Source organism: Variovorax sp. KBW07, assembly GCF_003852515.1.
Lineage (GTDB): Bacteria > Pseudomonadota > Gammaproteobacteria > Burkholderiales > Burkholderiaceae_C > Variovorax.
This window is the reverse complement of the sequence record NZ_QAJK01000120.1, coordinates 82,722-109,174: the sequence shown is the minus strand read 5'-3', so window position 1 is coordinate 109,174 and position 26,453 is coordinate 82,722. Positions and strand designations below refer to the sequence as shown.

Here is a 26,453-nt window from a genome sequence, read left to right as displayed (position 1 = left end):
GAATGACCCCGCTCCCGCACCCGAACCCGAACAGCAGCCAGCCCTCAAGCAACCCTGGCAATAGGAACAACAGTCGTACCGGAAGACATGCCCCGGTAAACCTCCGCCTCGCCATGCTTCGCCAGCAACTGCATCAGGTGCTTGCGAATCAGCATCCCCGGCCGATCGGACTCCATCGAGTATTCGACCCCTCGCCGCCGCGTATCCACCAGCGCATCAGGGTCCGTCGACTCTAGGATGTCCTTGTCCTCCCGCGTGATCTCCTCGTCGAAATCGATCAGCATCTGCGCCGCGCAATCCGCCTCCGTGTCGTTGCGGAACAGCCATTGGCACAACTGCATGCGGCCATCGTCGATCGGCGTGAAGCAGTTGATGATGATGTGGCGAATCCCCGAGGGGTACTCGATGTCCAGCCGGCGCGAGAACGGCAGGAAATACGCGTTGCGCATGTGGCGCGTCGTGATCGGGTCCGTCACGCCGCTGATCGCGTGGAATTTTTCGGGGTTGTTCGCTTCGATCACCGTCTCGGCGTAGAAGCCCGATTCGTTTTCCACCAGCTCGTACTTGCTCGGCTTCGGGCTCGCGGCCACCCCGAACGTTGCGCGGTGCACAAAGCTGAAATGCGAGTTGTCGAACGAATTTTCGAGCGCGCGCATCGGGCTGGTCTGCCACTCTTCATGAAACTGGAAGATCGTGCGGTAGCTTGCATCTTCGAATTCGGGAATGAGCGGAATGTCGGCAATGGGCTCTTCCAGCGCCACCCACGCATAGCCATAGCGCGCGGTGCAGCGGTAGGCCGTCGTGCGGTACTCCGGCGATATCTTGCGGTCGGGCTCGTACTGCGGAATGCGCACCACCTGCCCGCTGCGGTCGTAGGTCCAGCCGTGGTAGCCGCACTGGATGGCGCCCTGCCCGCAGGCCTTGCCTTCGCCGTCCACGCACCAGCCCTTCGACAGCCTGGCCGTTCGGTGGCAGCAGCGGTCGCGCAGCGCGGCCGGCTGGCCGCTGGCGTCGATGAACAGAACGATGTCTTCGCCCAGCAGCGTGAATGGCTTGGGGCCGTGGGCCAGTTCGGTGAGCGGCATGACGGCATGCCAGAACTTGCGGAAGACGGGTTGTTGGGTGACGAGCATGCGCGGACTCCTTCTGTGTGCGTGTGGGGACGAACGTGAAAGAGCAATTTCCGACCACGATGGGCTGAACGCTTCTACTCTGCGCCAGATGCCTTGCAAATTGCGCGCCCGGATTGTGGCGCGGGCCCGCGCCCGATGCACGCACTTTCTGGCAAAGCCCGAGCGAAACGCCTTGGCATGCGTCATGCATGGCTGCTCGCAAGAGTAGAAGCGTTCAGCAGCGCACGCACCACCCAAGTGCGCCGCCCGGAAATTGCTCTTGAAGCGCCTTCTGCTGCTTCTTTTCTTCTTTGAAAGAAAAGGCAGGGGGTTTTCAAGACCCACGATTCCGAGGCCTCACGATGCAACGCCGATCCTTTCTCGCAGCCACCTCCGCAGTCGCTGCGGCAACTGCTCTTGCCGCTCCTTCCGTCTTTGCACAGAACAACGGCGCCAAGCTCACGCCGCTCAAATTCACGCTCGATTTCCGCATCAACGGACAGACCGCGCCCTTCTTCCTGGCACAGGCCAAGGGCTACTACAAGGACGAAGGCCTCGACGTGACCATCGACACCGGTGCCGGCTCGGTCGCTTCCATCACGCGCATCGCCAGCGGCGTGTACCAGCTGGGCCTGGGCGACATCAGCTCGCTGGTCGAGTTCAATGCGCAGAACGCCGGCACGCCGATGGTGCAGGCCGTGTACCAGTACTACAACCGCGCACCGTTCGTGATCATCGGCCGCAAGGACCGCGGCGTGACCAGCGACTTCAAGAGCCTCGCGGGCAAGAAGGTGGCTGCCGCTGCCGTCGAATCGACCCGCCGCGCCTGGCCCATGGTGGCGCGCAAGCAGGGCATGCGCGGCGACGCCTTCCAGTGGCAGACCACCGACTTCAGCGCGCGCGACAACGTGATGGTGCGCGGCGACGTCGATGCCGCCACCTACTTCCACGACTCGGCCATCTCGCTGTTCGCACGCATGAAGCCCGAAGAGCTCTCGGTGTTGAAGTACTCGGATGCGGGCGTCAACCTGTACGGCAACGCAATTCTTGCGGGCAGCAACCTCGTCGCGCAGAACCCGAAGGTGGTGGCCGCCTTCCTGCGCGCGACCAACCGCGCCATCGTCGAGACCTTTGCCAATCCGGCGCCCAGCATTGCCGCCATGCGCCAGCGCGAGCCCATCCTCGACGAGAAGATCGAGCTTGAACGCTGGGCCATCACCGCGCAATATGTGGGTGCTGCGGACACGCGCGGCCACGGCCTTGGCGACATAAAAAAGCTCACGCTCGAACAGCAGGTCGATGAAGTGGCCGACGTGTTCGGGCTCAAGGTCAAGCCCGCGTCCGACGCCATCTTCAACGGCACCATGCTCCCCTCGCGCAGCGAACGAACGATCCCCACCAAGGCATGAACTTCTCAAACAGCAGCAACAGCCACAGCAGCAACAACAACCACTCCACCGCCTACCCCGAGGAAATCGCGCTCGAGGAGCGCGACGGCCGCTACCTGCGCAAGGCCATCGTCTGGTCGCACGCGGCGCGCCGGCGCGGCAACCGGCCCTTCGGATCGGTCATCGTCTCGGCGGCCGGCGAAGTGCTGGCCGAGGCGGCCAACAGCAACGCCGAAACCGGCGACTGCACCGCGCACGCCGAAGTCAACGCACTGCGCGCGCTGGCCGGGCGCAACATCACGCGCGAAGAGCTGGCGGGCGCCACGCTCTACGCCTCGGGCGAGCCCTGCGTGATGTGCGCCGGCGCGATCTTCTGGTCGAACATCGGCCGCGTGGTGTTCGGCATCGACGCCGAGCGCCTGCGCGTGTTTCGAGGCGAGCGGCAAGACCAGCGCGATGCACAGCTGTCGTGCCGCGACGTGTTCCGTGCCTCGCCGCACCCCATCGAATGCATCGGCCCGGCGTTGATCGACGAGGCGAGCGCGGCACACGACGGCGCATGGAAGGCCTGACCAGGCCAAAGCAAGAGCCGACGGCCGCGCACTAGACTCGCCGCATGCCCTGGCACGCCCGTCTCCACCTCGACTACCAAAAAGAAGCCGACCGCACCGTCGCCCGTTTCAGGCATGACGGCCCGCTGCGCATCCTGCAGAGCCTGTACCCCGAAGGCGACACGGTCTGCCACAACGTGCTGGTGCATCCGCCGGGTGGGCTGGTGGGCGGCGACACGCTCGACATCGACATCGAGGCCGCCGATGGCAGCCACGGCCTGATCACCACGCCCGGCGCCTCGCGCTTCTACCGCTCCGAAGGCGAACTGGCGCTGCAGCGCACGCGCATCCGGCTCGCGGCCGGCGCGCGGCTCGAATGGCTGCCGCTCGAAGCCATCTGCTACAGCGGCTGCCGGGCCGAGAACCGGCTGACCATCGAGGCCGCACCCGGTGCCGAACTGCTCGGCTGGGACGTGACCGCGCTCGGCCTGCCGAATGCCGGCCAGCCCTTCGAGCGCGGCACCTACCTGCAGCACATCGAAGTGCCCGGCGTGTGGCTGGAGCGTGGGCGCATCGACGCAGCCGACCACCGCCTGCTGCAAAGCCCGATCGGGCTGGGCGGCCACCGCTGCATGGCCTCGCTGTTCTTCGTGTCGGGCTCGCCGATTGCACGCGCGCGCCGCGACGCGCTGCTGGCGCAGGCACGCGACCTGCTCGACGCGCACGGCCTGCACGACAGCGCCGGCGCCACCAGCCCGCACCCGGAGGTGGTCGTGCTGCGCGTGCTGACGCCCGTGGTCGAGCCCGCGATGCAACTGCTGCGGCAGGTCTGGCTGGCATGGCGCAGCGAGTTGTGGCAACTGAGCGCGGCCACCCCGCGCATCTGGGCGACCTGAAGCCCCGCCGCCCGGGCCCCTGCCACCGGGGATGAATGTGTAGGCGCCGTCTGACGGACAGCCAGGCCGCAAAGGTGCACGCTGCCCTTTCCCTGCTGGACAACAAGGAACGGCCATGTCTGCGCACGACACACCGGACGAGAACACGCAGTTTCATCGGCGCCTCGCGAAGTTCAACGCCGGGCGGCTCGGGCTGGGCACGCCCTCGCCGCAGTGGCAGGACGATCTGGCCAGCGAGCACGGCTTCCGGCTGATGGAAGGCCACTGGCTCGAAAGCCTGCGCGCCACCGTTCAATCGAAGGCAGCCGGCGCGGCAGGCAACGCGGCGCACTTCATCGAATGGTTCCAGGCCCTCGAACACACGGGCCCCGGCCAGCAGCACCCGCTGTTCGACTGGCTGGCGCACGAGGCCACGCTGCCGCAGATGCACTGGTTCCTCACGCAGGAAGCCGCGGGCGAAGCGGGCTTCGAAGACCTGCTGGCCTACACCCAGGTCAAGCTGCCGCCGCGGCCCAAGCTCGAATGCGCGCGCAACTTCTGGGACGAGATGGGCCATGGCAAGCAAAGCGCCATGCACGGCCAGATGCTCGAGCACATGGTGCGCGAGCTCGACCTGCACCCGGGCATCGACACCACGGTGTGGGAATCGCTGGCGCTGGCCAACACCATGGTGGGCCTGGCGACCACGCGCCGCTACGGCTACCACGCCATCGGCGCGCTCGGCGTCATCGAGCTCACGGCCCCCGGCCGCGTGAAGCAGGTGGCGGCCGGCATGCGCCGCCTGGGCCTGAGCGGCCGTGCGCGGGCCTACTTCGACCTGCATGGCGCGCTGGACGTATCGCATGCGCGCGCATGGCTGCGCGAGGTGGTGCACCCGCTGGTCGAGGCCGACCCGGCCTGCGGGCAGTTCATCGCCGAAGGCGCGCTCATGCGGCTGGTGTGCGGCGAGCGCTGCTTCGCGCGCTACAGCAAGGCCTTGCGCACCGAGGAGGCGCTGGCATGCTGAATGCCGCCGGCGTACTGCGCGAGGTGGCCGCCACCGGCTACCGCTTCACCACGGTCACGCCGCTCACCCACCAGCGCGTACTGGCCCGTCGCGGGCGCGAACCCGGCACCACGCTGCGGGACATCTTCGGCTGGAACCTGCCGTTCGAAGCCCGCGCCGTTGCGCCGGCCCTGCTGGGAAGCATGAAAGACGCCGGCATCGTGCGGCATTCGGGCAGCACGCTGCTGCAAAGCACGGTGCGCATCGCCAGCCTTGGCGACGACCTGTTCTTTCATTCGGCCTACCCCACCGTGCAGGAGAACGCGGTGTTCTTCGGGCCCGACACCAGCCGCTTCGCGCGCTTCATCGGCCATGCGCTGCGGCCTCGCCAAACCCACACGCAGCGCACGCAGCACACGCCACGCCCGCTGCGCGTGCTGGACGTGGGCTGCGGCAGCGGCGCGGGCGGCATTGCCGCGGCGCGCGCACTGGCGCAAGCGGGACTGCACCCCGCGGTGGTCATGAACGACATCAACCCGCTGGCGCTGCAGTTCACCGCCGTCAACGCAGAAGTGGCCGGCGTGCCGGTGACGCTGGCGCAAGGCGATGCGCTGTCGGCGGTCGAAGGCGATTTCGACCTCGTCATTTCCAACCCGCCCTACCTGGACGACGCGGCGCAGCGCGCCTACCGGCATGGCGGCGCGCGGCTCGGCCGGGCGCTCAGCGCGCGCATCGCGGCCGAGTCGCTCCGGCGGCTGGCACCGGGCGGGCAACTGCTGCTCTACACCGGCGTGGCCGTGGTCGATGGCGAAGACCCGTTCCTGGCGGAGATGCGGCCGCTGCTGGAAGCATCGGGCTGCGAATGGTCGTACGCGGAAATCGATCCCGACGTGTTCGGCGAAGAACTCGATCGGCCGGTGTACGCGCACATCGACCGCATCGCTGCGGTCGGCCTCGTCGCCACACGCCCCGGGGAGGCTGCCTGATGGCCGCCGAACTCGACCTTGGCGTGGACACCGGCCGGCTGGCCGTGGTGCGCGAATGCAGCCTGCTGGAGCGCATGCCCAAGTGGCTCATCTGCGTGCCGCTGGTCGTGCAGTGGCTGTGGCTTTCGCTGCGCTACGGCGGCGTCACGGTGCCCTCCGCCGCCAACCCGCACATCACCTCGGGCGGGCTGGTCGGCGAAGGCAAGCTCGAATACTTCAGCGGCATGGGGCCGCTGGCGCGCTCGCTCACGGCCGACTACCGCGGGGTCTTCAACGACGGCTCGGCAACGCCGGCCTCGCTTCAGCAGGCGATGACCGAGAGCGGGCTTGCCTTCCCCGTGGTCGCCAAGCCGAACCTGGGCCTGTGCGGCTACGGCGTGCGCCTGCTGGCCGACATGCCGGAACTGCTGGCCTACCTGGCGGCCTTTCCGCGCGACGAAACCGTGGTGCTGCAGCGCTACCTGCCGCAGGAAGGCGAGGCCGGCATCTTCTACTCGCGCGACCCGGCCAGCGGGCAGGGCCGCATCATCGGGCTGGCGCTGCGCTACTTCCCCCGCGTGACGGGCGACGGCCGCAGCACGGTGGCCGAACTGGTGGCGGCCGACGTGCGCGCCCGCCGCATCGCGCGTTCGCCGCGCCACCAGTGCAGCGTGCCGCCCGACAGCGTGCCGGCGGCGGGGCAGCAGGTGCGGCTGGCCACCATCGGCTCGACCCGCGTGGGCGGGCTGTACCGCGACGGCGCGGCGCTCATCACGCCGGAGCTGGCGCGCGCCATCGACGCGGTTGCGCGCGACATGCCCGACTTTCATTTCGGGCGCTTCGACGTGCGCTACGAGAGCCTGCGCGAGCTGGGCGCCGGACGCGGCTTTACCCTGATGGAAATCAACGGCGCGGGCTCCGAAGCCATCGAGGCCTGGGACCCCGACACCGGCGTGCTGCAGGGCTTTCGCATGGTGTTCGCCAAGCAGCGGCTGCTGTTCGAGATTGGCGCCGCCCAGTGCAGGGCCGGCGTGCGGCCCATCGGCCTGCTCGCGCTCGCGCGGCTCAACCGGCGGCAGAACCGGCTGGTCGACCGCTACCCACCTTCCAACTGACGCAACGAGTCAACGCATGCAGACGACGGACACTCTCGCACGGCACAGCCCGCCACCGCATCACCGGCCCGCCGGCACCCGCGCGCTGCAATTGCAGACGCACTGGGCCGACTGCGAAGACGACGTGCGCGACGCGCAGCGCCTGCGCTACCGCGTGTTCGCGCAGGAAATGGGCGCGCACCTGACACCGCCCGAAGGCACGCCGCCCGGCCTGGACGCCGACCGCTTCGATCCGTTCTGCGACCACCTGCTGGTGCGCGCGGTGGACGCAGTGCATGGGACTGGCCCGCTCATCGGCACCTACCGCGTGCTGACGCCCGAGGCGGCGCGGCGCGCGGGCGGCTTCTACACCGACACCGAGTTCGACCTGGCCCCGCTGGCACCGCTGCGGGGCAGCGCACTGGAACTGGGCCGCTCGTGCGTGGACGCCGACTGGCGCTCGGGCAGCGTGATCATGGCGCTGTGGGCCGCGCTGGGGCAGTACATGGTCGAGCACCGGCTCGACACCATGATCGGCTGCGCCAGCATCGGCCTGGACGACCAGGGCCTGACCGCCGCGCGGCTGTGGCACCGGCTGTGCCGCACCCACCTGGCCGACCGGCAATGGCGCGTGGAGCCGCGCGTCGCGCTGCCGCTGCACGCCGATCCGGGCAACAACGACACGGACGGCGACGCGGACACCGACGCCCCGCCACCCGCCGCGCCCCCGCTCATCAAGGGCTACCTGCGTTGCGGTGCGCGCCTGCTCGGCCCGCCCGCGCTCGATGTGGCCTTCAACACCGCCGACCTGCCGCTGATGCTGCGCGTGAACGACGTGGCGCCGCGCTACCGCCAGCATTTCTTCGGCGCCCCCGCGTGACGGTGCACCGGCGTTCGCGGCGCGCGCTGGGCTCGGTGGTCGCGGCCCAGTTCTTCAGCTCGGTGGCCGACAACGCGCTGCTGATCGTGGCCATCGGCCTGCTGATGCAGCGCCATGCACCCGGCTGGATGACGCCCGCGCTGCGGCTGTTCTTCTACCTTTCCTATGTGCTGCTGGCCGCCTTCGCGGGGGCCGTGGCCGACGCCGCGCCCAAGGGCCGCGTGCTGATGGTCACCAACCTCGTGAAGCTGGGCGGCTGCGGCCTGCTGCTGTGGCATGTGCAGCCGCTGGTGGCGTATGCGCTGGTCGGGCTCGGCGCCGCCGCCTACTCCCCGGCCAAGTACGGCATCCTGCCCGAGCTGCTGGCACAGGAAGAGCTGGTGGCCGCCAACGGCTGGATCGAGGCGGCCACGGTGCTGTCGATATTGCTCGGCGTGGCATTGGGCAGCGCGCTGGCCGAAGACGGCCATGCCCTGCCGGTGCTGGCCGGCGTGTACCTGCTGGCCGCCGCCTGCACGCTGGCCATTCCCCACAGCCCGGCGCGCGACCGCGCGGCACTGGCGCATCCGGGCGCGCTGCTGCGCGGCTTCGGGCATTCGCTGGCGCTGCTGTGGCGCGACCCCGACGCCCGCATTTCGCTGGCCGTGACCAGCCTGTTCTGGGCGGCCTCGGCCACGCTGCAGTTCCTGGTGCTGCGCTTCGCCGCCGAACGGCTGGGCCTGGCGCTGTCGCAAGGCGCGCTGCTGCAGATCGCGGTGGCCATCGGCATGGCGATGGGGGCGCTGGGCGCATCGCGCTGGTTTCCGCTGCCGCGTGCGCGGCGCGCGCTGCCGCTGGGCGTGGTGCTCGGCGCCGCGGTACTGCTGATGACGCTGGTGACGCACCCCGCCGTCGCGGCCGCGCTGCTTGTGGTGATCGGCGCGCTCGCCGGCCTGCTGCTGGTGCCCATGAACGCGCTGCTGCAAAGCCGTGGCCTGCTGCGCATGAACCCGGGCCAGTCGATTGCCGTGCAGAACTTCAACGAAAGCCTGGCTTCGCTGGCCATGCTCGGGGTGTACGGCGCGCTGATCTACCTCGACGCCCCTTTGCTGCCCACGCTGGCGGGCTTCGGCGGCTTCCTGGTGCTGGCCATGGGCGGCATCGCGGCCTGGTCGCGGCGGCTGCGGCCGGCGCGCGACGCACTCGCCGCCCAGAAGGTGTAACGCCCGCGGGAACCCGCCGCACCGGGCCTGCGCGGCGGCCCGGCTTCACGCGCTTGAGATACAGTCCCGCACCGCCCCCCACGCCCCGCCGCCAGTGTGAACCTCAGAAAATCTGCCAACAGCCTGGTTGCCCGCCTAGTCGTGATGGGCCTCTTGATGGCCATTGTGGGAACCGCCGCCAGCTACTTCCAGCTCAGCCGCTTCCTGCGGCAAGACCTGACGAAGTCGGTGGCATTGCAGCAGACGGCGCTGGCCGCCTACGTGGCGCGCAACGTCGACAACTACCTGGGCGAACGGCTGTCGTTCCTGGAGCGCCTTGCGACCCACCTGCCGCCCGAGCGCCTGTCGCAGCCCGAAGCGCTGCACGCGTGGCTGCAGGAACGCAGCACGCTGAGCCCGGTCTTTCCGCTCGGCCTGCGGGTCATCGGCCTCGACGGCAAGGGGCTCGACGGCACCGGACAAATGGTCACGGACGGTCCGGAATTCGCCGGCGCCCGCGCGGGCCAGCCCGCGCTGGGCCGTGCGCAGGCCACGCCCTCCGGCAACTCGGTGCTGCCCATGGCCGTGCCCGTGCGCAACGCCGCCGGGCAGGTCATCGCCATGCTGCTCGGCACGGCGGACCTCTCGGCCGACGGCCTGCTCGACCACCTGCAACGGGCACGCGTGGGGCAGGACGGCGGCATCCTGGTGGTGTCGCCGCGCGACCACCTCTTCGTGGCCTCGACGGACGTCACCATGTCGCTCACCTCCACGCCGCCCGAGGGCGTGAACCTGCTGCACGACCGCGCCATGAAGGGCTTCAGGGGCAGCGGCACGACGCGCAACGCCCGGGGCATCGACGAAATCTCCGCCATTGCATCGGTGCCCAACAGCGGCTGGTTCGTGGTGGCGCGAGTGCCCGTGGCACAGGCGCTGGCCCCGGTGGGGCGCATGCAGACCTTCATCCTGGAGCAGCGCGCGCCGGCCGTCATCACGGTGCTGGTCGTCATCGGGCTGATCATGGCCTGGCTGCTGCGGCCGCTGCTGCGCGCCGCCGACCAGGCCGACCGCATGACCCGCGGCGAACTGGCGCTGGCACCGCTGCGGGTGGTGCGCGACGACGAGATCGGGCACCTCACGCAGGCCTTCAACCGGCTGCTGGCCAAGCTGCTTGACAACCAGGAGGCGCTGGCCCGCCTGGCCCACCACGACACGCTGACCGGCCTGCCCAACCGCAAGCTGCTCGACGACCGGCTGCAGCAGGCGCTGGTGCGCGCCAGGCGGCACTCGCACCAGGTGGCGGTGCTCTACCTCGACCTGGACGGATTCAAGAACCTCAACGACACCTTCGGGCACGAGGCGGGCGACCGGGCCCTGGGCGAAATCGCGCGCCGGCTGCAGGGCCTGGTGCGGCAGACCGACACGGTGGCGCGCATCGGCGGCGACGAATTCGTGCTGCTGGCCGCCGACTTCGACGGGGCCGCGGAACAGGGCGCGCTGGCGCTGGCGCGGCGATGCATCGACGCGATCGCCCAGCCGCTGGAACAGCTGGCGCAACCGGCACAGTCTCCGGCCGTCATCGGCGTGTCGATCGGCATCGCCCTGGGCACCGGCGGCGAAACGCCGCAAGACCTGCTCGCCGCGGCCGACAAGGCCATGTACCGGGCCAAGCAGGGCGGGCGCGGCAGCTATGCAATGACACCCGCGCCCACGCCGGCCTGAGCACCGCCCTGCCCGGCGCCGTGGCCGTGCCCGTCAGCCCGGCGCGTCGGTGCCCGGCAGCCGCAGGTGCTTCTTCAGCGTTTCGAACACCTGCCGCGTGACCGGGTTCACCACGTGGCTGCGCACGTACAGGTAGTAGGCCAGGTCGGGCAGGCGCGGCATGCCGTCGCCCGCGCCCAGCACGCGCAGGCCCGCGTCGAGCTGCTCCACGCCGCGCGCCGTCACGCCCAGCCCGGCCCGCAACGCCGCCTTGATGCCGATCAGGCTCGACGAGGTGTAGCGCGGCGTCCAGGCCACGCCGGCGGCATCGAGCGCCTCGTGCCCGATGCGCCGGAAGATGCTCGGCCCGTCGGCCATGATCAACGGCACCGGCTTGGTCGGGTCGTGCACGTAGCCCGCGGCGCACAGCCACACGGTGGGCGAGTTGCGCAGCACCACGCCTTCGAATTGCGACTGCGGATCGGCGCGGTTGGAAATGATCATGTCGACCTCGCCGCTCTTGAGCGAGGTCATCAGGTAGGGGCTGCGGCCGATGTGGATGTCCAGCTGCAGCAGCGGCGAGGTGCGCGCCACCTCGGTCAGCAGCAGCGGCAGCATGGTCTCGGCCACGTCGTGCGGCGCACCGATGCGCAGGTTGCCTTCGAGCGGCCCCTGGCGCAGGCTGCGCAGCGCCTCATCGTTCAGCGCCAGCATGTGGTGCGCGTAGGTGAGCAGGCGTTCGCCCTGCTCGGTCAGCCGCTTCTGGCGGCCCTGCTTCACGAACAGCGCATGGCCGATCTGCTCCTCGAGCCGCTGCATCTGCTGCGTGATGGCCGACTGCGTGCGGTCCAGGTGAACGGCCGCCGCGGCAAAGCTGTGGTGGCTGACGACGGCCGCAAAGGAGCGCAGCAGTTCAAGATCGAGCGTGGGCATTCATTAATTTTATTGATGTGTTTCTTGCGCCGCTTGGATTGTTGCGTCACGCGGCCGTCACTACAGTGAATGCATACGAAACAGGCAACCCCACTGGAGAACACTGCATGAGCACCCCATCCGAGCAACGCCGCCAGGCCGTAGCGGCGTCCATCGCCGACATGAAGCAAACCATCGGCGGTGCTGAACCCACCCGCGAAAAGCTGGCGGCGGTGCTGGACTCGCTGCAAGGGCTGGCCGCGCACACCGCGTACTGGGGCGCCGCCGACTTTCCGCCGCCCGAGGCCGGCGAGCACCAGGCCCGCTACCTGATCGCCGAAGACCCGGACCAGAGCTATGCGCTCTACCTGAACGTGATGCGCCCCGGCAAGAAGATCGTGCCGCACAACCACACCACCTGGGCCTGCATCGCGGCCGTGGAAGGCACCGAGCACAACCGCGTGTACCAGCGCACCGACGACGGCTCGGTGCCGGGCGTGGGCAAGCTCGAGGAAACGGCGCTGGTGGTCGTGGCGCCGGGCAAGGGCATCGCGCTGATGCCCGAAGACATCCACTCGGTCGAGATCCAGGGCGAGCAGGTCATTCGCCACCTGCACATGTACGGCCGCGCGCTGGAAACGCTGAACCAGCGCACCGCCTACGACATGGCCGCCGGCACATACCAGACGATGGGCATCGGCGTGCAGACGCGCCGCTAGCCAGCGCCTCTTTCCCCCTTTTTCTTTTTGCAGGTTACGGATGCGGGCCGCCCCGGCGGCCTCGCAGGGGCGCGTTCGTCCCGCCGCATCCGGTGCCGACCGGACTTTTTTTCTCCCTGTTCATGACGACTTCCTACATCGACCCCAAGACCCTCAAGGCCTGGCTGCACGACGGCGGCGAGATCGCGCTGCTCGACGTGCGCGAGCACGGCCAGTACGGCGAGGCGCACCTGTTCTACGGCATTCCCCTGCCCTTCAGCCGGCTGGAAATCGATGCGCCGCGCCTGCTGCCGCGGCGCGGCGTGCGGGTGGTGGCGTACGACGCCGGCGACGACAGCACGGCCAAGGTCGCCGAGCGCTCCGCGGCGCGCCTCGCGTCGCTGGGCTACACCGACGTGCATGTGCTGCAGGGCGGCACGCTGGCCTGGAAGGCCGAGGGCTACGTGCTGTTCGCGGGCGTCAACCTGCCCTCCAAGACCTTCGGCGAACTGGCCGAGGAGACGTACCACACGCCCCGCGTCAGCGCCGACCAGCTGGCCGACATGCTGGCGCGGCACGACAAGGTGGTGGTGCTCGACGGCCGCCCCGTCAGCGAGTTCCACAAGATGAACATTCCGGGCGCCACCTGCTGCCCCAACGGCGAACTGGCCTACCGCGTGCGCCGGCTGGTGCCCGACACCACCACGCCCATCGTCATCAACTGCGCGGGCCGCACGCGCAGCATCATCGGCGCGCAGACGCTCATCAACCTGGGCTTGCCCAACCCCGTGTATGCGCTGGAGAACGGCACCCAGGGCTGGTACCTGGGCGACCACGTGCTGGAACACGGCGGCACGCAACGCTATGCCGACGACAGCAGCAACACCGACCTGCGCGCCGCCGCCAAGGCGCTGGCCGCGCGCTTCGACGTGCCTTCCGTATCCGCGCAGACCGTGCAGCAATGGGCCGCCGATGCAGGCCGCAGCCTGTTTCTCTGCGACGTGCGCACACCGGAAGAATTCGCGGCCGGCAGCCTGCCCGGCGCGCAGCACACGCCCGGCGGCCAGCTGATGCAGGCCGGCGACCAGTACGTCGGCGTGCGCGGTGCGCGGCTGGTGCTGTTCGACAACGACGGCGTGCGCGCGCCCACCATCGCGAGCTGGCTGCGGCAGATGGGGCACGACGCGAGCGTGCTCGAAGGCGGGCTTGCGAGCGGCCTGTCGCTGGTGCCCGTGGCCGCGCCTTGCGCGCCCGCGCTGTCGACCATCGATGCGCCCGCGCTGTCCGCGCGGCTGGAACAAGGTGACGTCGTGCTGATCGACCTGCGCGCCGGCATGCAGTTTCGTGCCGGCCATGTTCCTGGCGCGCGCTGGTCGATTCGCCCGCGCCTTGCCGACGACCTGAAGGGCGAGACGCGCCAAGTGGTACTGCTCGCCGACGACGCCGCGCTCGCGGCATGGACTGCCGCGTCCGAACTTGCCGGCCACACGCCCGCGCCGCTGCTGCTCGAAGGCGGCATGGCCGTCTGGCGCGGCGCCGGCCTGCCCGTCGAGGCCACGCCCGAGCTGCCCGCCGATGCGGACTGCATCGACTACCTGTTCTTCGTGCACGACCGGCACGACGGCAACAAGGAAGCCGCACGGCGCTACCTCGCCTGGGAAACCGGCCTGGTCGCGCAGCTCGATGCGCAGGAGCGGGCCGCCTTCCGGTTGCCCGCGAGCGCCGCCAACGTCGCGGCATCGCGCGCCTAGCCGGTTCCGGTTTCTTTTTTTCTTTCCTTCCGCTCGTCGTTGTCCGTTCCTATTCCAGGAGTCCTGTCATGTCGTCTGTGTTGTCCATGCCGTCCGTCTTGTCCGTGATGCGCGCCCCGCATCTCGCCCGCATCGCCGTCGCCGCCACATGGCTGGCCGCGCTGTCGCTGCAGCCGGCGTCGGCCGATCCGCTGCCCGCGCGCAACGGCTTTCCGTCGCAAACGGTGAAGTTCGTCTCGCCCTTCCCGCCGGGCGGTGGCAACGACGCCACGGCGCGGCTGGTGACCACGCGCCTGCCGGAAATCATGGGACAGGCCGCGGTGGTCGACAACCGCGGCGGCGCGGGCGGCAACATCGGCGCCAAGGCCGTGGCCGACGCCAAGCCCGATGGCTACACCGTGCTCACCTCGCAGGTGTCGATCATGGCCGTCAACCCCACGCTCTATGCGTCGGCCGGCTTCGACCCGGTGAAGAACTTCATTCCCATCACGCAGATCAACGCCGCGCCGCTGGCACTGGTGGTCGATGCGAATTCGCCGCTCAAGAACTTCGCCGACCTGGCCGCCAAGGCCAAGGCCAGCCCCGGCAAGGTGACCTACGCCACGCCCGGCAACGGCACGCTGTCGCATCTGGTCGGCGTGGTGCTGTCGAAGGACGACGGCATCGCCATGACGCACGTGCCCTACAAGGGCGCCGGCCCCGCGCTCACCGACCTGCTCGGCGGACAGGTCGACGTGCTCGTGACCTCGACGTCCTCCGTCGCGGGCCTGGTGCAGAACGGCAAGCTGCGCGTGCTGGCCGTGACCAGCCCGCGCCGCATCGGCGTGTTCGCCAAGTCACCCACGCTCGAAGAGCTGGGCTACGCCGGTGCGCGCTTCGAAGACTGGTATGGATTCTTCGCGCCGGCCGGCACGCCGCCCGAACGCGTGGCCTACCTGAACGAAGCCATCGTGCGCACGCTGCGCCTGCCCGAAGTGACCAAGCTCGTGAACGACGGCGGCAGCGAAGTGGTGGCCAACTCGTCGGAGGCCTTTGCCGCGCAACTGCGCCAGGACATTGACCGCTGGTCGCGAATCGTCAAACTCTCGGGTGCCAAGGCAGACTGACACCCTGCAACCGCTGCCTGCCCACGCTCGATGAACACCATGCACGACAACAAAGACGCTTCCGGCCTCTCCCTCGACACCCGGCTCACGCGCACCGGCAAGGCACCGGCGTTCTTCGGCGGCACGCCGGTCAACACGCCGCTGGTGCGCGCCAGCACCGTGCTGTTCGACAGCGTGGCCGCGATGCGCGACACCCGCGCACGCCGCGGCGACGAGCGCGCCTTCAGCTACGGCGCGCGTGGCACGCCCACCACCTTCGCGCTCGAAGACGCGGTGAGCGAACTCGAAGGCGCCTACCGCACGCGGCTCTTCCCGACGGGCCTGGCGGCCATCGGCATGGTGCTGCTGTCGTACCTGAAGCCCGGCGACCACGTGCTGCTGTCCGACAGCGTGTACGAGCCCACGCGCAACCTCGTGCATTCGTTCCTGGCGCCCTATGGCATTCGCAGCAGCTTCTTCGCGGCGGACGGCAGCGGCATCGAGGCGCTGTTCGAGCCCACCACCAGACTGGTGTACGCCGAATGCCCCGGCTCGCTGGTCTACGAGATGTGCGACCTGCCGAAACTGGCCGCGCTGGCGCATGCACGCGGCGCGCTGCTGGCGGCCGACAACACCTGGGGGTCGGGCGTGCAGTACCGCCCACTCGCACTGGGCGCGGACATCTCGACCATGGCCGCCACCAAATACCTCTCGGGCCATTCCGACGTGATGATGGGCACCGTCGCGACCACGCGCGAAGCCTGGCAACCGCTGAACGAACGCTGCGACGCCTTCGGCATGACCGTGAGCCCCGACGACGCCTGGCTGGTGCTGCGAGGCATGCGCACGCTGTCGGCGCGGCTGCAGATGCACGAGCGGCATGCGCTCGAAGTGGCGCATTGGCTCGAAACACGGCCCGAGGTGGCCACGGTGTTCTGCCCCGCGCTGCCCCGGCACCCTGGCCACGACATCTGGCAGCGCGACTGTCGCGGCACCAACGGGCTGCTGTCGATCGAGCTGCAGCCGGGCACGGACAACGCGGCGGTCGAGCGCTTCGTCGATGCACTCACACTGTTCGGGCGCGGCTCGTCATGGGGCGGCTACGAGAGCCTCGTGGCCTGGACCAACATGCACGCCGCGCGCAGCGTGACGGACTGGAGCCGTCGCGGCGCGGTGGTGCGGCTGCACATCGGGCTGGAGGCGCCTTCGGACCTCGTGGCCGACCTGGAGCGCGGATTCACGGCGATGAAGCTCGCGGGCTGAAAGCGCCTTCAGCCGCAGGCGTTCCTTCCCGTCGGAGACCCGCGCAACCGGTTCAGAAACGCCAGCTGCACCCTGGCCGTTTCGCTCCCCTGCCCCGCGGCGCGCAGCATCCACGTGCGCGCTTCGCAGCGGTCGGCCTTCACGGCCGCTCCGTACAGCGTGGGGCCCGTGAGCAGCACCATGCCCAGCATTTCCTGCGCTTCGGCGTGGCCTTCGGTGGCGGCTTGCCGAAGCTGTTCGAGCATGCCGCGGTAGTCGCGGCCGGCCTGCGCTTCAAGCGCCAATTGGTAGCGCTGCTCCGCATGAAGATCGGTGGCTTCGTCGAAGGGCTTTGCCGATGCGAGCGCGGCCACGAGGCACAGCGTGCCCGACAGAAAAATGCGCCAGCGCAGCGACCAGCTGGCGATCTGGTTGAGTTCGGATGACATCGTGGTTCTCCACAAAATTACGTGGATGTCATCGTCGCGCGAAGCCCAAAAAAATAGAACTTGGAATTCACGCAGGCGGCCTCAGCCGCCGCCTGAGCCTCGTGTGATATTGCTGCAAATCAAGGCTCAGAACATCGACAGCACCAGCGCATTCACGAAGTAGCCGCCAACCGTCAGGAACACAAACAGCAGCGCACCGAGCTTCAGCGGTTGCACGCCGGCGCGGCGCAAGCTCACGGCGCTGGTGCGCAGGCCCATCGCTGCCATGGCGGTGGCCAGCAGCAACGTGTCGAGCTGCACCAGCGCGGCGACCAGCGCATGCGGCAGCACGTCGAGCGAATGCACCGCGCTCACCACGATGAACAGCACCGCGAACCATGGAATGCGCACCTGCTTGCAGCAGGCCTTGAGGCTGGTGGCGCCCTTCATCGATGCGGCCGACTGGAACGACAGCCACATCAGGAAAGGCGCGAGCATCATCACGCGCAGCATCTTCTCGACCACGGCCGCATTGGCGGCGGCGGGGCCGACGGTTTCTCCCACGGCCACCACCTGCGCGACCTCGTGGATGGTCGATCCGGCGAACAGGCCGAAGGCATGCTCCGACAGCCCGAGGTACGGAAACACCAGCGGGTACAGCACCATCGACAGCGTGCCGAACACCACCACCGTGGCGACGGCAATCGAGACCTTGTGCTCTTCGCCGCGCACCACCGGCTGCGTGGCCATCACCGCCGCCGCGCCGCAGATGGCGCTGCCCGCGCCGATCAACGCGGCGGTCTGCCGGTCGAGCCCCAGCCAGCGCGTGCCCACGTGCACGGCGATGCCGAAGGTCAGCGCGACCATCGCCATGCCGATCAGCAGGCCGGGCCAGCCGACCGCGCCGATGTCGTGCAGCGAAATGCGAAAGCCATACAGCACGATGCCCGCGCGCAGCAGCACGCTGCGCGCAAAGTCCACGCCGGCACCGGCACGGTCGGCCATCGCGGGAAAGGCGGTGTTGCCCACCAGCATGCCCAGGGCGATGGCCAGCGTCATCGCGCTGAGGCCCATCTGCACCATCGGGTTCCACTGCGCCAGCAGCGCGGCCATGGCGGCCAGCAAGGCGGCGAGCAGCAGGCCGGGCCAGCGGGTGCGAACGAAAGAAAAACCGGGCAAGGAAGCAACAAGGGAGTGCATGGACCCGAGGTTAGGAATGGACGCCCCATGAGTCAAAGACATAAACTTCACCAATGCATGAATTCAAGTTATGGCAATGAACCTGCACCTGCTGCGCCTCTTCGTCGCCGTGGCCGAAACAGGCAGCTTTTCCCGCGCGGCCGAAGGGCTGTGGATCAGCCAGCCCGCAGTGTCCAAGGGCATCCGCGAACTGGAGAACCAGCTCGACCTGACGCTCATAGAGCGCGGTGCCAGCACTGGCACGGGCTCCGGCAAGGGCCTGCGGCTCACCGAGGCGGGCGCGTCGCTGCTCACGCATGCGCGCGGCATCTTCGCGATGGAGCGCGCGGCGCTCGACGACGTGCGCGCGCGTGTCGGGGTGCAGCGCGGCAGCCTGACCATCGGCGCCAGCACCACAGTCGCGAGCTACTGGCTGCCGCCGTACATCGCGGCGTTTTGCGCGGCCTATCCGGCGGTGGTGCCGCGCGTGACGGTCGGCAATACGCAGTGGGTGTGCGAGCAGTTGCTCGAATGCCGCATCGACCTGGCACTGGTGGAAGGCCGTGTCGACGAAGAGCGCATCGAGGTCAGCGAATGGAAGGCCGACCCGCTGACGCTGGTGGTCGCACCGGACTCGGGCTCCGACCTGCCGCGCCGCACGGTGACGGCCGAAGCGCTGGGCCACCAGAACTGGATCTTGCGCGAGCCCGGCTCGGGCACGCGGCAGGCCACCGAGGCGCTGTGCGAGGCCCACGGCATCTCTGCCCCGCCGTGGATGGAAATGGCCAGCAACGAAGCCATTGCGCGCACCGTGGCCAGCGGCGTCGGCATCTCGATGCTGCCGCGCGTGGTGGTGGCCGACATGCTGGCGCTGGGCACGCTGCGCGAACTGAAGCTGGCGGGCGGCGGCGGCGCTGCGGCCCTGTCGCGCCCGCTCTACCGGCTGGCGCTGAAGAACCGCCCGCTCGCGCCCGCCGCGCTCAAGATGGTCGAGCTGCTGGAGCGCAAGGGCGCGCCGGCCCGCACGCCGCGGGCTTGATCAGCAAGCGCCGTCCGGCAACCGCCGTCAGAACTTCGCGGTCAGCATCACCTGCAGCTCGCGCCCTGCGCCGGGCATGATCAGGTTGTCGACGCTGCCGTGCCCGGACACGTAGTACTTCCTGTTGGTGAGGTTTTTCAGGTTCAGCGAGAGCTCGTAGCGCGCCGTCTTGTAGCTGGCCGCAAGGTCGGCCGTCACGTAGCCCGGCAGCGTGACCAGGTTGGTGAGCGATGCGTAGCGCGAGGCCACGTAGTTCACGCCGCCGCCGGCGCTCAGGCCGTTGCCCAGGTCTTTCATGAGCCACACGAAGGCCGAGTGGCGCGGCGTGAGCGCAGCCACCTTGCCCTGCACCGGCAGCGCGGCGCCCACCGGCAGCTGCAGCGAGCTCACGGTGGCCAGCGACTTCACCATGCGACCGTCGAGGTAGGCATAGCCCGCGCTGACGTCCCAGCGGCCCGGCAGCTTGCCGGCCAGCGCCAGCTCGAGCCCGTTGGTGCGCTGCGTGCCCACGTTGATCTGCCGCGCCGGGTTGGCCGGATCGGTGTTCTTCATGCCCGAGCGTTCGAGGTTGAACAGCGCGGTCGTGAGGTTGAGCGCACCGTCGAAGAAGTCGAACTTGGCGCCGATTTCCTTGTTGACGGTGATCTCCGGGTCATTGGCCGCGATGCCGCTCGACAACGCGAAGGTTTCGGCCGAAGGCTGGAACGAGCGGCTGTACGACACGTAGTAAGACTGCGTTTCGCTCGGCTGCCAGACCACGCCCGCGCGCGGGCTGAACTTGCGGTCGGTGCGTTCGATGGGCGCCTGCGTGCGCTCGAACGAAGTCTCTTGCCCGAACACGTCGTAGCGGCCACCGATCAGTGCCTTCCATTGCGGCGCCAGCGTGATCTGGTTCTGCGCGTACACCGCGGCCGTCTTGAAGGTCGAGTTGCTCGGGATCGCGCTGGCCGCCTGGTAGCTCGCGAACGGAATGGGCGCGGGCGCGGACACCGGGTTCAGGATGCTCACGCGCTCGAAGCCGGTGGCCGACGACACCGAGTACAGGCGCTTCTCCTGCTTGCCGATTTCGGCGCCGACCAGCCACTCCTGCTTGAAGCCGCCGATGTCGTTGCGCCAGGTCAGGTCGGTCTGGTTGAACCAGCCGCTTTCGTCGCGATCGACGAAGCCGCGCGTGCGGCCCACCGTCAGGCGCACGGGGTCGGTGGTGCCGCTGGGCAGGGTGTTGAAGCGGTCGAGCTTGTAGCTGTAGTAGCGCGTGGTGTTGCGCAGGTTCAGCGATTCGTTGAAGCGGTGGTTCAGCGTGGCGGTGAACGACTGCACGCGCGTGGTGGTGGTGTCGTCGCGCTTGCCGAAGGCCGAGCCGTAGTAGGTGCCGATGGGCACGTTCACCGGGCGGCCGTTGAGCGCGGGAATGCCGAAGTCGGTCAGGCGCTGGTCGTAGGCGTTGGTGTACTGCAGCAGCAGGTCGGTCTGCGGACTGAACTTCATGGCCAGCGAGGGCGCGATGCTGTAGCGGTCGATGAACTGCTGGTCGCGAAAGCTGCCCGACTTTTCGCGCGCGACGTTCAGGCGAAACGCCATGTTCTCGCCGATGGGCGTGTTGAGGTCGGTGGTCAGGCGCTTGAAGTCGTGCGTGCCCAGGCCGAGCGAGACTTCGCCGAAGGGGCGCTCGAAAACCGGCTTCTTGGTCACGCGGTTGATCAGCCCGCCCGACGAGCCACGGCCGTACAGCACGGCGGCCGGGCCCTTCAGCACCTCGATGCGCTCGGTGTCCGACAGGTCGCGAAAGTACAGCGCGTCGTCGCGCACGCCGTCGACGAACCAGTCGGCGATGGCGGTGAAGCCGCGAATGACCACCTGATCGCGCTGGCCGTCACCGGCGTTGAAAGACACGCCGGGCGCATTGCGCAGGGCGTCCTGCATGGAGGTCGCGCCCTGGTCGCGCAGCAGTTGCGCCGGCAGCACGTTCACCGCCTGCGGAATGTCGCGCAGCGGGGCGCTGCCCTTGGTGGCGGTACTGCTGACCGAAGGGGCGTAGCCGGCATCCTGCTCGGAGCTGACGGTGACCTCCTTGAGCGTGGTGCCGCCGGTGCCCTGCTGGGCATGCGCGGCGCCGTTCAGGGCGGCCAGCACGGCAAGGAACAGGGACGGATGGCGCAGGCGAAAGCGCGGCGCAGGCGAACGAACGGACATGGTTGATTTCCCTCAAGGCGATTTGCGATTTGTTTTGTGTCAATCGCGAAGCGACATGCGGCTTCGCCACCGCCTGGGTGGAGAAGCCGGATGTGCCCTGCCTGGAAAAATCTGGGTTGGGTGCCCTTGCCGGCCGGCACCGGCGCGGGGCCGGGCTTGCTGCAAGAGGATTCGCATCGCGCGAACCAAAGGATTATAAATGCGCGCTTATTTTTGCGGCCAATGGCGAAAGCTGGCCGCGGCGCACCGCTCTAGCAGCAGCGGCCCTTGCCCGCGCCGTAGCGCGCCTCCAGCCGCTCGCGGAAAAAGGCCTCGTAGCTCATCGGTGGCTGGTCCGGGTGGGTGGCCGCCATGTGGGTCAGGTAAGCGTCGTAGTCGGGCAGCCCGACCATGAGCCGCAGCGACTGCTTGAGCGAGCGCGCAAAGTAGCGCCCGGCTTCCGGCAATGCGAGGCCCATGGCGTTCAGTGGACGGCGGACGATGCCGCGCCCATCGGCTCGAACGGCGTTTCGTGCGTGGTCGGCCGGTTGGCCGCGCGCGCCGCGATGCAGGCCTTGATGCTGTACACCAGCACGCTCAGCACCACGAAGATGAAGAGCGCGCACAGGGCCGCGTCGAGCCGGTCGTTGAAGACGATGCGCGACATGGCCTCGGGCGTCTTGGCCGGCGCCACCAGCACGCCGTTGGCCAGGCCTTCGGTGTACCTGGCGGCATGCGACAGGAAGCCGATCTTCGGGTCGGCCGAGAAAATCTTCTGCCAGCCCGCGGTGAGCGTGCAGGCCAGCAGCCAGGCGGCCGGCGCAATGGCCACCCACGCATAGCGCTCGCGCTTCATGCGGAACAGCACCACCACGCCCAGCATCAGCGCCACAGCGGCCAGCATCTGGTTGGAGATGCCGAACAGCGGCCACAGCGTGTTGATGCCGCCCAGCGGATCGACCACGCCCTGGTACAGAAAGTAGCCCCACGCCGCCACGCACAGCGCGGTGGCAATCAGGTTGGCCGGCAGCGAATCGGTGCGCTTGAGCGCGGGCACGAAGCTGCCCAGCAGGTCTTGCAGCATGAAGCGGCCGGCGCGCGTGCCGGCGTCCACCGCCGTGAGGATGAACAGCGCCTCGAACAGAATCGCGAAGTGGTACCAGAAGGCCATCATGGCCTGCCCGCCGATCACCTGGTGAAGGATGTGGGCCATGCCCACGGCCAGCGTCGGTGCGCCGCCCGCACGGCCGAGGATGGTGGTTTCGCCCACGTCTTTCGCGGTCTGCATCAGCATCTCGGGCGTGATCACGAAGCCCCAGCTCGAGATGGTCTGCGCCGCCTGTTGCGCGGTGCTGCCGACCAGCGCGGCCGGGCTGTTCATCGCGAAGTAGATGCCCGGCTCGATGCACGAGGCAGCCACCAGCGCCATCACGGCCACGAACGATTCGGCCAGCATGCCGCCGTAGCCGATGAAGCGCGCGTGGCGTTCGTTGTCGAGCATCTTCGGCGTGGTGCCCGAAGAGATGAGCGCGTGGAAGCCCGAGACGGCGCCGCACGCGATGGTGATGAACAGGAACGGAAACAGGCTGCCCGACCACACCGGCCCGTTGCCCTGCGCGAACTGCGTGACAGCCGGCATCTGCAGCGTCGGCATCACGAACACGATGCCAATGGCCAGCGCGATGATGGTGCCGATCTTCAGGAACGTCGAGAGGTAGTCGCGCGGCGCGAGCAGCAGCCACACCGGCAGGCTCGCGGCCACGAAGCCGTAGCCCACCAGCATCCACGTGAGCGCCTTGCCGTCGAAGGTGAACAGCGGCGCCCACTCGGCGCTCTGGCTCACGGCCTGGCCACCGAAAATGGCCAGCATCAGCAGCACGAAGCCGATCAGCGAGACCTCGCCGATGCGCCCTGGGCGAATGAAGCGCAGGTACACACCCATGAACAGCGCCACCGGCACCGTGGCCGCCACCGTGAAGGTGCCCCACGGCGATTCGGCCAGCGCCTTCACCACGATCAGCGCCAGCACCGCCAGGATGATGATCATGATCATGAAGGTGCCGAACAGCGCGATCATGCCGGGCACCACGCCCATCTCCTGCTTGACCAGGTCGCCCAGCGAGCGGCCGTCGCGCCGCGTCGAGATGAACAGCACGATGAAGTCCTGCACCGCGCCGGCGAACACCACGCCCGCCAGAATCCACAGCAGGCCGGGCAGGTAGCCCATCTGCGCGGCGAGCACCGGGCCGACCAGCGGGCCCGCACCCGCGATGGCCGCGAAGTGATGGCCGAACAGCACGTTCTTGTCGGTCGGCACGTAGTCCAGGCCGTCGTTGTGGCGGTGCGCCGGCGTCTTGCGGTTGCCGTCCAGGCCCAGCACCTTGTCGGCGATGAAGAGGCTGTAGTAGCGGTAGGCGATAAGGTAGGTGCAGATCGCGGCGGCCACCACCCACAGGGCGTTGACGCTTTCGCCGCGGGTCAGGGCCACCGTGCCGAGCGCGAAGGCGCCGACGACGGCCACGACCAGCCACACCAGGTGGCGGCGGAGGGTTTGCATGCGGATGTCTCCTCAATATTGATGCCCGGGAGTTTTGCCGGACGGGGGTGCCGGCGCATCCGTCGGACCGCGTGGGCCGCCTGCGTGGCATTGCGTAATGGAAAACCCGAAGGCTGCCCGGGCCAAACCGGATCGCCCTCCCCCGCGGGGCGCGAGAATGCCGCCACGTACCCGGAGAATTTCCCCATGTCCACCGTCACCATCCACCCCCAGATCAACGTTCGCAACGACGGCGCCTTCGTGCTGTTCGGCGGCGTCAACGTTCTAGAGTCGCGCGACCTGGCCCTGCGCACCGCGGCCGAGTTCGTGCGCGTTGCCGGCAAGCTGGGCATTCCCTATGTGTTCAAGGGCAGCTTCGACAAGGCCAACCGCTCGTCGATTCATTCGTACCGCGGCCCCGGCCTGGACGAAGGCCTGAAGATCCTGCAGGAGGTCAAGACCGAATTCGGCGTGCCCCTGCTGACCGACGTGCACGAGCCCTGGCAGGCCGCCCCTGTCGCCGAGGTGGTCGACGTGCTGCAACTGCCCGCCTTCCTGGCGCGGCAGACCGACCTGGTGGTCGCGCTTGCCAAGACCGGCCGCGTCATCAACATCAAGAAGCCCCAGTTCCTGAGCCCGTCGCAGGTGCTGAACATCGTCGAGAAATTCAAGGAAGCCGGCAACGAGCAGATCATCTTGTGCGACCGCGGCACCTGCTTCGGCTACGACAACCTGGTGGTCGACATGCTGGGCTTCGGCGTCATGAAGAAGGTGACGCAAGACCTGCCGGTGATCTTCGACGTGACCCACGCGCTGCAGCAGCGCGAAGCCGGCGCCGCCGCCTCCGGTGGCCGGCGCGAACAGCTGGTGGACCTGGCCCGCGCCGGCATGGCCATCGGCCTGGCAGGCCTTTTTCTTGAAGCCCATCCCGATCCGGCGCAAGCCCTGTGCGATGGCCCGAGCGCACTGCCGCTGGCGCAGCTGGAGCCGCTGCTGACGCAGCTCAAGGCACTGGACGACCTGGTGAAGTCGTTCCCGGTGCTGAAGATCTGACAAGAGCCTTCAGGGGCTCAGGGCCGGCGCGCCTGCACCGTCTGGCGCGACCAATACACGCCATCGAGGCGGTCGAGCCGCACCTCGCCGCCCGTCGACGGCGCATGCACGAAGCGCCCGTTGCCGACGTAGATGCCCGCGTGTGTCGGTGTCGATGAGCCGAACAGAACGAGGTCGCCGGTGCGCAGGTCCGACGTGGGCACCGGCCGGCCGAAGGTGCTCATTCGCGCCACCGTGCGCGGCGTCGATTGCCCCACGCTGCTGCGGTACACATAGCCGATGAGCCCGCTGCAATCGAAACCGCCGTCGGGCGTGTTGCCACCGTAGCGGTACGGCGTGCCGACCAGGCCCAGCGCGTGGATGGCAATGCCGTTCGATTGCTCGGGCGTCAGCGACGAGATGACGGGCGTTGAGGGTGTCGAGGTTGATGATGGCGGCGGGCTCGTTGCACAGCCCACCACCAGGAGGCAGGCCCCTATCGGGAGCCATCGGAGAAGCTGTGGCACGTGCATGTGGAATGGCGGGTCTTGTGGACGTGGGCAGACTCTAGCGCGACTGCCTTTCAACCACCCGGCGCAATGACCCGCATCCGCGGGGAAATCCACTGCCCCGCCTCCGCCAGCATCCACTCGCGAAACGCCAACACGCGCGGGTCTTCGCTGCTGCCCTCCGGGTAGACCAAGTGGTACGCATAGGGCTGCGCCACGCTCACGCCCACGTCGAACAGCCGCACCAGCCGGCCCTGCGCAAGATCGGTGGCGATCATTTCAAGATCCGCCAGGCCCACTGCGCCGCTTTCGATGACCGCCTGCACCACGAAACCCGTGTCGGCAAACGCCACGCAGCGGCTGTCGTCGAAATCGTCGATGCCGGCCGCTTTCATCCACATGCGCCAGTCGGGCCAGACCATGTCGCCGGCCTTCCAGTCGACGTAGCACAGCGTGTGATTCAACAGATCGCCCGGCGCCTGCAACCTGGGACCGGTTTCGAGCAGCCTGGGCGTGCAGACCGGCACGATCACCGTGTCGAACAGCTTGTCCGCGCGCGTGTTCGCGCCAGCGCCCGTGCCGAAGCGGATGGCAACGTCGATGTCGTCCATGTCGAAGCTGCGGATCTCGTCGCTGATGTCGAAGGTCAGTTCCAGCCCCGGGTTGGCTGCCCTGAACTGCGCGAGCCTGGGCAGCAGCCAGTTGGTCGCGAACCTGGCACTGAGCGAAACACGCAGGTGCGCGGCGTTGCGCGTCATGCGGCGGGCGCGACCGGCGGCGCGATGCAGCGTGTCGAGCGCATCGGCCGTGGCCTCGAACAGCACAGCGCCGGCCGGTGTGAGCTGGATGGTGCGGCTGGTGCGCGTGAACAGCACCACGCCCAGTTGGTCTTCGATTTCCTTGATCTGGTAGCTGACCGCCGCGGGCGTCAGCCCCACCTCGTCGGCCGCGCGCGTGAAGTTCAAGAGCCGCGCGGCCGCCTCGAAAGTCCGAAGGGCGCGGGTGCCCGGCAGCATGCGGTTCATATCGATCTTCAAGCTCCATTTGATGGTTCGTCAAGAACTGCTCGTTTCCCTGTGCGTGCCCGACGGGGAATGATCGTCCGGATTGACAACGA

Annotated in this window: 24 protein-coding genes; 15 read left to right on the top strand and 9 right to left on the bottom strand. The window is 68.6% G+C overall.

Features of this window, described 5'->3' with window-relative positions:
- Positions 1-44: 44 nt before the first annotated feature.
- The gene (locus tag DBV14_RS22810; protein WP_124462343.1) at positions 45-1,133 is read right to left on the bottom strand and encodes an aromatic ring-hydroxylating dioxygenase subunit alpha; all 1,089 of its coding nucleotides are present in this window, start codon (positions 1,131-1,133) and stop codon (positions 45-47) included.
- Between the two features lie 341 nt (positions 1,134-1,474).
- On the opposite strand from DBV14_RS22810, the gene DBV14_RS22805 reads away from it, so the two are divergent.
- The 9 genes from DBV14_RS22805 to DBV14_RS22765 all read left to right on the top strand — a co-directional run bounded on the left by DBV14_RS22805 (position 1,475) and on the right by DBV14_RS22765 (position 10,774).
- Positions 1,475-2,521 (top strand): ABC transporter substrate-binding protein, encoded by a 1,047-nt coding sequence (locus DBV14_RS22805; RefSeq protein ID WP_124462340.1) that lies wholly within the window; start codon positions 1,475-1,477, stop codon positions 2,519-2,521.
- Positions 2,518-3,072, top strand: coding sequence for a nucleoside deaminase (locus tag DBV14_RS22800; RefSeq protein ID WP_124462338.1), 555 nt, complete (start codon positions 2,518-2,520; stop codon positions 3,070-3,072). The genes DBV14_RS22805 and DBV14_RS22800 overlap by 4 nt, the downstream gene beginning before the upstream one ends.
- A 44-nt stretch (positions 3,073-3,116) precedes the next feature.
- Positions 3,117-3,947, top strand: coding sequence for an urease accessory protein UreD (locus DBV14_RS22795; RefSeq protein ID WP_124462336.1), 831 nt, complete (start codon positions 3,117-3,119; stop codon positions 3,945-3,947).
- Between the two features lie 115 nt (positions 3,948-4,062).
- Positions 4,063-4,953, top strand: coding sequence for an iron-containing redox enzyme family protein (locus DBV14_RS22790; protein WP_124462334.1), 891 nt, complete (start codon positions 4,063-4,065; stop codon positions 4,951-4,953).
- Positions 4,947-5,918, top strand: a complete 972-nt coding sequence (locus tag DBV14_RS22785) for a methyltransferase (protein WP_124462332.1) — start codon at positions 4,947-4,949, stop codon at positions 5,916-5,918. The genes DBV14_RS22790 and DBV14_RS22785 overlap by 7 nt, the downstream gene beginning before the upstream one ends.
- Positions 5,918-7,012 carry a hypothetical protein gene (locus DBV14_RS22780; protein WP_124462330.1) on the top strand — a complete coding sequence of 365 codons (1,095 nt, stop codon included), beginning with the start codon at positions 5,918-5,920 and terminating at the stop codon, positions 7,010-7,012. The genes DBV14_RS22785 and DBV14_RS22780 overlap by 1 nt, the downstream gene beginning before the upstream one ends.
- 16 nt (positions 7,013-7,028) lie before the next feature.
- Positions 7,029-7,871, top strand: coding sequence for a GNAT family N-acetyltransferase (locus DBV14_RS22775; protein WP_124462328.1), 843 nt, complete (start codon positions 7,029-7,031; stop codon positions 7,869-7,871).
- On the top strand, positions 7,868-9,073 hold the full coding sequence (gene lplT, locus DBV14_RS22770) for a lysophospholipid transporter LplT (RefSeq protein ID WP_124462326.1): 1,206 nt from the start codon (positions 7,868-7,870) through the stop codon (positions 9,071-9,073). The genes DBV14_RS22775 and lplT overlap by 4 nt, the downstream gene beginning before the upstream one ends.
- A gap of 156 nt (positions 9,074-9,229) precedes the next feature.
- Positions 9,230-10,774, top strand: a complete 1,545-nt coding sequence (locus DBV14_RS22765; RefSeq protein ID WP_260397191.1) for a GGDEF domain-containing protein — start codon at positions 9,230-9,232, stop codon at positions 10,772-10,774.
- Between the two features lie 33 nt (positions 10,775-10,807).
- On the opposite strand, the gene DBV14_RS22760 is transcribed toward DBV14_RS22765, so the two are convergent.
- Positions 10,808-11,686 (bottom strand): LysR substrate-binding domain-containing protein, encoded by an 879-nt coding sequence (locus DBV14_RS22760; protein ID WP_124462325.1) that lies wholly within the window; start codon positions 11,684-11,686, stop codon positions 10,808-10,810.
- Between the two features lie 107 nt (positions 11,687-11,793).
- Here DBV14_RS22760 and DBV14_RS22755 point away from each other — a divergent pair, with 107 nt between their 5' ends.
- From DBV14_RS22755 to metC, 4 genes are all read left to right on the top strand, one after another.
- Entirely contained in the window at positions 11,794-12,384 is a 591-nt protein-coding gene (locus tag DBV14_RS22755; protein ID WP_124462324.1) for a cysteine dioxygenase family protein, read from the top strand.
- Between the two features lie 122 nt (positions 12,385-12,506).
- On the top strand, positions 12,507-14,114 hold the full coding sequence (locus tag DBV14_RS22750; RefSeq protein WP_124462322.1) for a rhodanese-like domain-containing protein: 1,608 nt from the start codon (positions 12,507-12,509) through the stop codon (positions 14,112-14,114).
- Positions 14,115-14,221: 107 nt separating this feature from the next.
- Positions 14,222-15,220, top strand: a complete 999-nt coding sequence (locus DBV14_RS22745; RefSeq protein WP_124462364.1) for a tripartite tricarboxylate transporter substrate binding protein — start codon at positions 14,222-14,224, stop codon at positions 15,218-15,220.
- A gap of 39 nt (positions 15,221-15,259) precedes the next feature.
- Entirely contained in the window at positions 15,260-16,462 is a 1,203-nt protein-coding gene (gene metC / locus DBV14_RS22740) for a cystathionine beta-lyase (protein WP_124462320.1), read from the top strand.
- A gap of 8 nt (positions 16,463-16,470) precedes the next feature.
- On the opposite strand, the gene DBV14_RS22735 is transcribed toward metC, so the two are convergent.
- The gene (locus DBV14_RS22735; protein WP_124462318.1) at positions 16,471-16,890 is read right to left on the bottom strand and encodes a sel1 repeat family protein; all 420 of its coding nucleotides are present in this window, start codon (positions 16,888-16,890) and stop codon (positions 16,471-16,473) included.
- 126 nt (positions 16,891-17,016) lie between these two features.
- Entirely contained in the window at positions 17,017-18,069 is a 1,053-nt protein-coding gene (locus tag DBV14_RS22730) for a YeiH family protein (RefSeq protein ID WP_124462316.1), read from the bottom strand.
- A gap of 70 nt (positions 18,070-18,139) precedes the next feature.
- Here DBV14_RS22730 and DBV14_RS22725 point away from each other — a divergent pair, with 70 nt between their 5' ends.
- Positions 18,140-19,087 (top strand): LysR substrate-binding domain-containing protein, encoded by a 948-nt coding sequence (locus DBV14_RS22725; RefSeq protein WP_221621910.1) that lies wholly within the window; start codon positions 18,140-18,142, stop codon positions 19,085-19,087.
- Between the two features lie 27 nt (positions 19,088-19,114).
- On the opposite strand, the gene DBV14_RS22720 is transcribed toward DBV14_RS22725, so the two are convergent.
- The 3 genes from DBV14_RS22720 to DBV14_RS22710 form a co-directional block, all read right to left on the bottom strand.
- Positions 19,115-21,280: a TonB-dependent siderophore receptor gene (locus tag DBV14_RS22720; protein WP_124462314.1), complete on the bottom strand. Its 2,166-nt coding sequence runs from the start codon at positions 21,278-21,280 to the stop codon at positions 19,115-19,117.
- A 251-nt stretch (positions 21,281-21,531) separates the two neighbouring features.
- Positions 21,532-21,738, bottom strand: coding sequence for a YbdD/YjiX family protein (locus DBV14_RS22715; protein WP_124462312.1), 207 nt, complete (start codon positions 21,736-21,738; stop codon positions 21,532-21,534).
- 5 nt (positions 21,739-21,743) lie between these two features.
- The gene (locus tag DBV14_RS22710) at positions 21,744-23,816 is read right to left on the bottom strand and encodes a carbon starvation CstA family protein (RefSeq protein WP_124462310.1); all 2,073 of its coding nucleotides are present in this window, start codon (positions 23,814-23,816) and stop codon (positions 21,744-21,746) included.
- Between the two features lie 186 nt (positions 23,817-24,002).
- Here DBV14_RS22710 and kdsA point away from each other — a divergent pair, with 186 nt between their 5' ends.
- Positions 24,003-24,848, top strand: coding sequence for a 3-deoxy-8-phosphooctulonate synthase (gene kdsA, locus DBV14_RS22705; RefSeq protein WP_124462308.1), 846 nt, complete (start codon positions 24,003-24,005; stop codon positions 24,846-24,848).
- Between the two features lie 17 nt (positions 24,849-24,865).
- Here the strand turns inward: kdsA and DBV14_RS22700 are convergent, their stop codons facing one another.
- Positions 24,866-25,360 (bottom strand): C40 family peptidase, encoded by a 495-nt coding sequence (locus DBV14_RS22700; protein ID WP_124462306.1) that lies wholly within the window; start codon positions 25,358-25,360, stop codon positions 24,866-24,868.
- Positions 25,361-25,410: 50 nt separating this feature from the next.
- Positions 25,411-26,361 (bottom strand): LysR substrate-binding domain-containing protein, encoded by a 951-nt coding sequence (locus DBV14_RS22695; RefSeq protein ID WP_124462304.1) that lies wholly within the window; start codon positions 26,359-26,361, stop codon positions 25,411-25,413.
- Positions 26,362-26,453 lie beyond the last annotated feature (92 nt).